The 10,000-nt window shown below is 51.5% G+C and carries 7 protein-coding genes; all 7 read left to right on the forward strand.

All coding sequences use genetic code 11. From position 1 onward, the window contains the following. The 7 genes from dnaA to ACTVIM_RS00035 all read left to right on the forward strand — a co-directional run bounded on the left by dnaA (position 1) and on the right by ACTVIM_RS00035 (position 9,993). Positions 1 to 1,353, forward strand: a complete 1,353-nt coding sequence (gene dnaA, locus ACTVIM_RS00005; protein WP_033017854.1) for a chromosomal replication initiator protein DnaA — start codon at positions 1 to 3, stop codon at positions 1,351 to 1,353. Between the two features lie 171 nt (positions 1,354 to 1,524). After that, positions 1,525 to 2,661: a DNA polymerase III subunit beta gene (gene dnaN / locus ACTVIM_RS00010; RefSeq protein ID WP_445613308.1), complete on the forward strand. Its 1,137-nt coding sequence runs from the start codon at positions 1,525 to 1,527 to the stop codon at positions 2,659 to 2,661. A gap of 176 nt (positions 2,662 to 2,837) precedes the next feature. Next, complete coding sequence (gene yaaA, locus ACTVIM_RS00015) at positions 2,838 to 3,059, forward strand: S4 domain-containing protein YaaA (protein WP_033017852.1); 222 nt, start codon at positions 2,838 to 2,840, stop codon at positions 3,057 to 3,059. 11 nt (positions 3,060 to 3,070) lie between these two features. Beyond that, positions 3,071 to 4,189: a DNA replication/repair protein RecF gene (gene recF / locus ACTVIM_RS00020; RefSeq protein ID WP_033017850.1), complete on the forward strand. Its 1,119-nt coding sequence runs from the start codon at positions 3,071 to 3,073 to the stop codon at positions 4,187 to 4,189. 41 nt (positions 4,190 to 4,230) lie between these two features. Beyond that, on the forward strand, positions 4,231 to 6,150 hold the full coding sequence (gene gyrB / locus ACTVIM_RS00025) for a DNA topoisomerase (ATP-hydrolyzing) subunit B (RefSeq protein ID WP_033017849.1): 1,920 nt from the start codon (positions 4,231 to 4,233) through the stop codon (positions 6,148 to 6,150). Between the two features lie 201 nt (positions 6,151 to 6,351). Continuing rightward, positions 6,352 to 8,814, forward strand: a complete 2,463-nt coding sequence (gene gyrA, locus ACTVIM_RS00030; RefSeq protein WP_445613309.1) for a DNA gyrase subunit A — start codon at positions 6,352 to 6,354, stop codon at positions 8,812 to 8,814. Between the two features lie 117 nt (positions 8,815 to 8,931). Next, a complete protein-coding gene (locus ACTVIM_RS00035; RefSeq protein ID WP_445613310.1) occupies positions 8,932 to 9,993 on the forward strand; it encodes an HD domain-containing phosphohydrolase in 1,062 nt (353 codons plus the stop codon). Positions 9,994 to 10,000: the final 7 nt, after the last annotated feature.

The raw sequence follows: 10,000 nt of genomic DNA on the forward strand, positions 1-10,000 counted from the left end.
GTGGAAAATATCCATGACTTATGGAATCGCGTGCTCGCGGAAATCGAGCAGAAAATTAGCAAGCCGAGCTTTGAGACTTGGCTCAAATCAACGAAGGCCCACTCTTTGCGAGGTGACACGCTCGTCATCGTAGCCCCGAACGAGTTTGCTAGAGATTGGCTTGACTCCCGCTACTCCCATTTGATTGCCGAAACAATCTATGCCATTACCGGCGAAGAGCTGGCCGTCAAATTTATCATTCCGCCTAACCAAGGCGACGAAGACGCCGAATTTCAGGCAGCAGCGAAAAAACAGCGCAAGCCATACGAAGAGACGAACGATTTCCCGCAGAGCATGCTAAATCCGAAGTACACCTTCGATACGTTTGTCATCGGCTCCGGCAACCGATTTGCGCACGCCGCTTCCCTAGCCGTCGCCGAAGCCCCGGCGAAAGCGTACAATCCGCTGTTCATCTACGGCGGTGTCGGGCTAGGGAAAACGCATCTCATGCACGCCATCGGCCATTACGTCATCGAACATAATCCGTCAGCGAAAGTCGTCTACTTATCTTCGGAAAAGTTCACGAACGAGTTTATCAACGCCATCCGCGACAACCGTCCTGATGACTTTCGCAACAAGTATCGAAACGTCGACGTTCTGTTAATCGATGATATTCAATTTTTGGCGGGAAAAGAACAAACGCAGGAAGAGTTTTTCCATACGTTCAATACGCTTCATGAAGAAAGCAAGCAAATCGTCATCTCGAGCGACCGGCCTCCAAAAGAGATCCCAACGCTTGAGGACCGTTTGCGTTCGCGCTTTGAGTGGGGATTGATCACAGACATCACGCCGCCTGATTTGGAAACGCGAATCGCCATTCTCCGGAAAAAAGCGAAGGCAGAGGGATTTGATATCCCAAATGAAGTGATGCTCTACATCGCCAACCAAATCGATTCAAACATCCGCGAGCTGGAAGGGGCGCTCATTCGCGTCGTCGCCTATTCCTCGCTCATTAATAAAGAAATCACCGCCGATCTAGCAGCTGAGGCGCTCAAGGACATCATTCCGAGCGCGAAGCCGAAGGTCATCACGATTCAAGACATTCAGCGCGTCGTCGGCCAGCACTTCAACATTAAGCTTGACGATTTCAAAGCTAAAAAACGAACCAAATCGGTCGCGTTTCCCCGGCAGATCGCCATGTATCTCTCCCGTGAACTGACCGACTGTTCGCTGCCGAAAATCGGCGACGAATTCGGCGGCCGCGACCATACGACGGTCATTCACGCCCATGAGAAAATAACGAAGCTTTTGCAAACGGACACGCAGCTGCAAAAACATATTCAAGAGATTCAAGAAAAGCTGAAGCAATTGTGAATAACAGTCGCTGTCTTACGCACAGCTTATCCACATGTGGACAGGCTGTGCTTGCTCGTCTTTATTTGTTTATCCACATACCAACAAGCCATACGACTAGTACTATGATCTTTGTTTTTATATCTTTATAATTTATTTCCGAAGACATTCCAAATGGGGAGGAACAACAGCGTGAACATTTCCATTGACCGCGAAGCGCTCGCCAAAAGCGTTCAAGATGTGATGAAAGCCGTATCGACAAGAACGACGATCCCGATTTTGACCGGGATTAAACTGACAGCCTCCGCTCGCGGAGTCACCTTAACCGGAAGCGACTCGGATATCTCCATTGAATCGTTTATTCCGCTCGAAAAAGAAGGGCGGCTGCTGGTGGATGTAAAGAGGCCGGGAAGCATCGTCTTGCAGGCGCGCTTTTTCTCTGAAATCGTGAAAAAGCTGCCGCAGCAAACGGTGGAAATCGAAACGGAAGACAACTTTTTAACCGTGATTCGCTCAGGGCACTCCGAATTCCGTCTCAACGGATTTAACGCCGACGAGTATCCGCGCTTGCCGCAAATCGAGGAAGAACACGCCTTTCAAATTCCGGCTGATTTGCTGAAGGCGGTGATCCGCCAAACGGTATTTGCCGTCTCAACATCGGAAACGCGCCCCATCTTGACAGGTGTCAACTGGAAAATAGAAGATGGTGAACTCGTCTGCACCGCTACCGACAGTCACCGTCTGGCAATGCGCAAAGTCAAAATCGGCATTGAAAGCGATTGGGCGTATAACGTCGTCATTCCTGGAAAAAGTCTGAATGAATTGAGCAAAATTTTAGCTGACGGCAACCATCCGATCGATATTGTCATCACGGCCAATCAAGTGCTGTTTAAGGCGGAGCATCTTCTGTTTTTCTCACGCCTGCTCGACGGGAACTATCCGGAGACAGCCCGCTTAATCCCGACGGACAGCAAAACAACGGTAACCGTCAATGCCAAGGAGTTTTTGCAGGCGATCGACCGCGCCTCCTTGCTAGCAAGAGAAGGGCGAAACAACGTGGTGAAACTGGCGACGCTCCCAGGAGAAAGGTTGGAAATTTCCTCAGTTTCCCCGGAGATTGGGAAAGTAACAGAACAGCTGAAAGCCGAATCGCTTGAAGGCGAAGAGTTGAACATTTCATTCAGCGCCAAATATATGATGGACGCGTTGCGCGCGCTTGATGGCACCGACATTCAAATCAGCTTCACCGGGGCGATGCGGCCGTTTGTCTTGCGCCCGCTCCACAGCGACTCCATGCTTCAGCTCATCCTGCCGGTCAGAACGTATTAAAGCCGATCCACTTTGGCGCGCCTGATGGCTAAGGCTGACTTGAATGCCATCAGGCGTGCATTCAATGAGGGAGAACCACCGCTTTTCTCCCTTTCATCGGGTTTCTTTGCGAACGGACGAATTTTTCGGTAAAATAAAAGAATAGGCAGTTTGTAACGAAAGCGAGCGATGAACGGATGGAACGACAAGTCGCCATTAAGACGGAGACGATTACGCTAGGGCAGATGCTAAAGCTGGCGCATGTGATTGACACCGGCGGCGCAGCCAAATGGTTTTTGCAGGAACATGACGTGCTGGTGAACGGGGAACGGGAAAACCGGCGCGGGCGGAAGTTAAAAGAAGGCGACCGGGTCGAGATCAAAGAGGTCGGCGCGTTTGTCATCGTAAAAGCGGAGTAGGTGAAGGCCGGGTGTTTTTAACCGACTTAGCGTTGACGAACTACCGCAATTATGAGCGGGAAACGATGCGTTTCGATCAAGGGGTAAACATTATTTTGGGGGAAAACGCCCAAGGAAAAACGAACATGATGGAGGCTATTTACGTTTTGGCGATGGCCAAATCGCATCGCACGTCCAACGATAAAGACCTTATTCGTTGGAATGAAGAGTATGCTAAAATAGAGGGGAAAGCAGAGAAACGCAACGGATCGTTGTCGCTCGAACTGTTGATCTCCAAAAAAGGGAAGCGAGCCAAATGCAATCACATTGAGCAGCAGCGGCTCAGTCAATATGTCGGCCATTTAAATGTTGTCATGTTCGCCCCGGAAGACTTGAATTTAGTTAAAGGAAGCCCACAAGTGCGGCGCCGGTTTATCGATATGGAAATCGGGCAGATTTCACCCGTTTATATACACGATTTAAGCCAGTACCAGAAGTTGCTGCAGCAGCGCAATCATTGCCTGAAAATGATGCAGACCCGCGAGCGGAGCGACGAGGCGGTGCTTGACGTCCTAACCGAACAGCTTGTTTGGCTGGCGGCCAAAATTACGTTGCGACGCCGCCAGTTTTTGTCGTTGCTTGAGCAGTGGGCAGCTCCCATCCATCGCGAAATCAGCCGTGGGGCCGAACAGCTCCACATTCGCTATGAACCGTCGGTCGACGTATCAGACAAGGCGGAATTGTCGAGAATAGTAGAAGCATACAGAGAAACGTTCGCCGCCGTAAAGGAGCGAGAAGTTCAACGAGGGACGACCTTGGTCGGCCCCCACCGCGATGAGGTGGCGTTTTGGGTGAACGGAAAAAATGTACAAACTTTCGGTTCGCAAGGACAACAGCGCACGACAGCGCTGGCAGTCAAATTGGCAGAAATTGAGCTCATCTTTTCCGAGTTAGGCGATTACCCCATTTTATTGCTTGATGATGTATTGTCGGAGCTGGACGACTTTCGGCAAACCCACCTCCTTGATGCCATCCGGAAAAAAGTGCAAACTTTTGTCACAACGACAAGCATCGACGGCATTAACCACGATGTGATTCAAGAAGCGGCGATTTATCGAGTCCATTCCGGTTCGGTCATCGCTCCTTCTTGATCGTGATTGAACGTTTGCAAAGAAAGCGTAGGTGATCAGGCATGACCATGGAACAGCGAGTCGAGGCGTACGATGCAAGTCAAATTCAAGTGCTTGAAGGCCTTGAAGCCGTCCGCAAGCGCCCGGGAATGTATATCGGATCAACGGGATCAAAAGGGCTGCACCACCTCGTTTGGGAAATCGTCGACAACAGCATCGACGAAGCGCTGGCAGGCTATTGCACGACCATTGATGTGACGATCGGCAAAGACAACAGCATCACCGTCGCCGACAATGGACGCGGCATCCCGGTTGACATTCATGAAGCGACTGGTCGCCCGGCTGTTGAAGTCATTATGACCGTTCTGCATGCCGGCGGGAAGTTTGGCGGAGGGGGTTATAAAGTATCCGGCGGCTTGCACGGGGTTGGCGCTTCCGTCGTCAACGCCCTGTCGGAGTGGCTCGAAGTGTACGTGTATCGCGATGGAAACATCCATTACCAGCGGTACGAGCGGGGAGAGCCTTGTACGGACCTGCAAATCATCGGCGAAACGGACCGAACCGGGACAACGACCCGTTTTAAGCCGGACCCAGAGATTTTTACCGAAACGATTGAGTTCGATTACGAAACGCTGGCCGCCCGGTTGCGCGAGCTCGCCTTTTTAAATCGCGGCTTGAAAATCACGTTGACCGATGAACGGGTTGACAACCGGAGAAACGAATATGTTTATGAAGGCGGCATTCGCTCCTATGTCCAGCATTTGAACCGAACGCGCGAAGTGCTGCATGAGGAGCCGATTTATATCGCCGGCGAGCGGGACGGCATTGCGGTTGAAATCGCCTTGCAGTACAACGACGGGTACACGAGCAACATCTATTCGTTCGTCAACAACATTCATACGCATGAAGGCGGCACGCATGAATCCGGCTTTAAAATGGCGCTGACGCGCATTATCAACGACTATGCCCGCAAGCAACAATTGGTGAAAGACAACGATGCCAATTTAACCGGTGAGGATGTGCGTGAAGGATTGACCGCCATCGTGTCGATCAAACACCCGTCTCCACAATTTGAAGGGCAGACGAAAACGAAGCTCGGCAACAGCGACGCCCGTACGGTGACCGATGCGATTTTTTCCGAACAGTTTGAAACGTTTTTGCTGGAAAACCCGACAATCGCCCGCAAGATTGTGGAAAAAGGCATGATGGCAGCGCGCGCCCGGCTGGCGGCGAAAAAAGCGCGCGAGTTGACGCGGCGCAAAAGCGCGCTCGAAATTTCCAATTTGCCCGGGAAATTGGCCGACTGTTCATCGCGGGATCCAGCGATCAGCGAGCTGTACGTCGTTGAGGGCGACTCGGCGGGCGGATCAGCGAAACAAGGGCGTGACCGCCATTTTCAAGCCATTTTGCCGCTGCGCGGGAAAATTCTTAACGTGGAAAAAGCACGCTTGGACAAAATTTTGTCAAACAATGAGGTGCGGGCGATTATTACGGCGCTTGGCACGGGCATTGGCGAAGATTTTGACATCTCGAAAGCCCGTTATCATAAAGTCATTATCATGACCGACGCGGACGTTGACGGCGCTCACATCCGCACGCTCCTTTTGACGTTCTTTTACCGCTATATGCGCCAATTGATTGAACAAGGCTATATTTATATTGCCCAGCCTCCGCTCTATAAAATCGAGCAGGGGAAACAAGTCCGTTACGCTTACAACGACCGTCAGCTTGAACAAATTCTCGCCGCGTTGCCCGATCAGCCCAAACCGACGATTCAGCGCTACAAAGGGTTGGGCGAGATGAATCCGGAACAGCTTTGGGAAACGACGATGAATCCAGAGACGAGAACACTGCTGCAAGTGAGTTTGCAGGACGCCATCGATGCGGATGAAACGTTTGAAATTTTAATGGGCGATAAAGTCGAGCCGCGCCGCCAGTTTATCGAAGAAAACGCGCGTTACGTGAAAAACTTAGATATCTAGGAGGGTCGGTGAACGTCACATCATTGGAGTCCGTTTTAAAGCTGATCCATCTATTTTTTGTAGGCTTTGAACTGAGAGAAAGACAGCCCCCTTCCCGCTTCGTGACGCCGCTGGGTGTCCTCGCATGCGCAGGTGGACTGACGCCACCCGTCTGTCGCCGGCCAGTCGGATCGGAGGAGGGTTTTAAGGGAGGTTTGAAGAATGGCAGAACATGAACAACCGCGCATTCGCGAAGTCAATATCAGCCAAGAGATGCGTTCCTCGTTTCTCGACTATGCGATGAGCGTCATCGTTTCCCGCGCGTTGCCGGATGTGCGCGACGGCTTGAAACCAGTGCACCGCCGCATTTTGTACGCCATGCATGATCTTGGAATGACCGCGGATAAACCGTACAAAAAATCAGCTCGCATCGTCGGCGAAGTGATCGGGAAATACCATCCGCACGGGGATGCCGCCGTGTATGATACGATGGTGCGCATGGCGCAAGATTTCAACTACCGCTACATGCTTGTTGACGGCCATGGGAACTTTGGATCGATCGACGGCGACGCTGCCGCCGCCATGCGCTATACGGAAGCGCGCATGTCGAAAATCGCGATGGAATTGCTTCGTGATATCAATAAAGATACGATTGATTACCAAGACAACTATGATGGCTCGGAAAAAGAGCCGGTCGTGCTGCCGTCCCGATTTCCGAATTTATTGGTCAACGGCTCATCGGGCATTGCGGTTGGAATGGCGACGAACATTCCGCCCCATCAGCTCGGTGAAGTGATCGATGCGTTGCTGGCGCTAAGCCGAAACCCAGAGATGACGGTTGCCGACTTGATGAAATACATCCCGGGCCCCGATTTTCCGACCGCCGGACAAATTATCGGCCGCAGCGGCATCCGCAAAGCGTATGAAACCGGCCGCGGTTCGATTACGCTGCGCGCCAAGGCCGAAATTGAGCAGCAGCCGAACGGCAAAGAAACGATCATTGTGAGCGAACTTCCTTACCAAGTGAACAAAGCGAAGCTGATTGAGCGGATCGCCGAACTTGTCCGTGAGAAAAAAATCGACGGGATCACTGATTTGCGCGATGAATCGGACCGGAGCGGCATGCGCATTGTCATCGAGGTGCGGCGCGATGCGAACGCCAAAGTCGTGCTGAACAATTTGTACAAACATACCGCGCTGCAAACGAGCTTTGGGATTAATATGCTCGCTTTGGTGAACGGCGAGCCGAAAGTGCTGAACTTAAAAGAATGTTTGGAGCATTATTTAAACCATCAAAAGACAGTGATTCGCCGACGGACGGCATTTGAACTGCAAAAAGCCGAAGCGCGCGCTCACATTTTAGAAGGTTTGCGCACGGCTCTCGATCATTTGGATGAAGTGATTGATCTCATCCGCCGTTCGCAGACGACAGAAGCGGCGCGCCAAGGATTGATGGAGCGGTTTTCCCTCAGCGAGCGGCAGGCGCAGGCGATTTTGGATATGCGTTTGCAGCGGCTGACCGGCCTCGAGCGGGAAAAAATTGAACAAGAATATCAAGAGCTTGTCCGCTTGATCGCTGAGCTGAAAGCGGTGCTCGCCGATGAAGAAAAAGTGTTGCAAATCATCCGTGAGGAATTGAGCGAAATCAAGGAGCGGTTTAATGATGAGCGGCGCACGGAAATCGTGGCAGGAGCCGTCGAACAGTTTGATGACGAAGACTTGATTCCGCACGAGCGCGTCGTCATTACCCTCACCCATAAAGGCTACATCAAGCGTCTGCCTTTATCGACGTACCGGAGCCAAAAGCGCGGCGGTCGGGGTGTGCAAGGAATGAACACAGCGGAAGATGATTTTGTCGAACACTTGCTGATCACATCGACTCATGACACTGTCCTATTTTTCACGAACAAAGGGAAAGTATATCAGGCGAAAGGCTACGAAATTCCAGAGTTCGGACGAACCGCCAAAGGGCTTCCGATCGTGAACTTGCTCGAACTTGAAAAAGGTGAATGGATCAACGCTATGATCCCGATCGAGGAATTTGACGGCGAACGTTACCTCGTGTTTGCAACGAAACAGGGGATCGCGAAACGCTCTTCGCTCTCCGCGTTTGCCCATATTCGCAACAATGGGTTGATCGCTATTCATTTGCGTGAAGGCGATGAACTCATTTCGGTCCGATTGACAGACGGTCAAAAGCATGTAATTGTCGGCACGAAAAATGGTCTGCTCATTCGCTTTCCGGAAACCGACGTGCGGGCTATGGGACGCAGCGCGACTGGAGTCAAAGCGATCACGCTTGACGACAACGACGAAGTAGTCGGGATGGAGATTTTGGAAGATCACCATGACGTGCTTGTCGTCACGAAAAAAGGGTTCGGCAAGCGCACTCCGGCTTCGGAATACCGCGTGCAAAGCCGCGGTGGCAAAGGATTGAAAACATGCAATGTTACACCAAAAAATGGCCCGGTTGTTGCGGTGACGACTGTCGTCGGCAACGAAGATTTGATGGTCATTACGACAGGCGGCGTGCTCATTCGTATGGCGGTCAGTGACATTTCCCGCACAGGGAGAATCGCTCAAGGCGTAAAACTTATCCGCCTTTCTGGCGATGACGAGCATGAATGTGTAGCCACTGTGGCGAAAGTGCCTGAAGAAGAAAAAGAAGAAGGACATCTCGCCTAATGGGGACGACGCTCTGCTGCAACGGACAGGGAGCGTCGGTTTTTATGTCGAAACCGCTGTCCATGCACCCAAAGTCATGTTACGATAAAAGATATAAGAGAAGGGAGGAACAAACTGATGGTTCGCGTAAACCGTTCCCGGCTTCGTGAAGGATGCGTGCTTGCCGATGATGTGCTTGGCCCGACCAAGCGGCCCATTATCCCGAAAAATACGATCATCACGGAGCCGCTGCTGCACGTGCTTGAAAAGTTTCTCATTGACGAGGTGGAAATCGAGCCGGTTCTCGCCAATGGTGAGCCGTTTTTTGAAGAAGATGTCATCGGGGCGACGGCTCATCGACAGCCCATTTCCTCGTATTTGCAGGCGGTCCAACGATATAAACAGCTGTTTCAATCATGGCAATCGGGACTGCCGATTGAAATCAGGGAAATCCGCGAGCTGATCATTCCGCTTTTAGAGCAAATGGCGCACGCGAAGCACGATTTGCTCACAGTTCGTCATTATGCGTCCAAGGACGATTATCTTTATCATCACGCTGTCAGTGTAGGAGTGATCGCTGGTTTGCTGGCAATGGAGCTCGGATACAGCGAAGGGGAATGCTATCAAGTTGCTCTTGCCGGCGCGCTAGCAGACTGCGGAATGGCGAAAGTCAGCAAACAGGTTTTATGGAAATCGTCCGCTCTTACCGAGGCTGAATTTAACGAGGTGAAACAGCATCCGATTTTCGGTTATCGCATGGTACAAAAAATCCCGGCCTTAACTCATGGAGCCAAACTCGCGGTGTTGCAACATCATGAACGAAAGGATGGCAGCGGTTACCCGCTTGGCGTTCAAGCAGAAAAAATTCATCCGTACAGCCTGATTGTGGCTGTCGCCGATGTATTTCATGCCATGACTTCAGAACGGCTATACCGCCGGAAACAATCACCGTTTCGGGCGATTGAAACGATTTGGCGAGAACAACCTAGCAAACTGGACGCCCAAGCTGTCGCCGCGTTGATCAACGGCCTCATTGGGCTGCAAAAGGGCACGATTATCCGGCTTTCTGACGGCCAGCGGGCCGAAGTAATATCTGCTCGCTCTGACGATCCTGTCCGACCGATTGTCAAAATCATTGAAACGGGACAGTTGCTTCCATTGAATCAACGGCGCGATCTATTTATCGATGAGATCCTATAAAAACCGT

It is taken from the genome of Geobacillus sp. YF-1 (assembly GCF_052692335.1).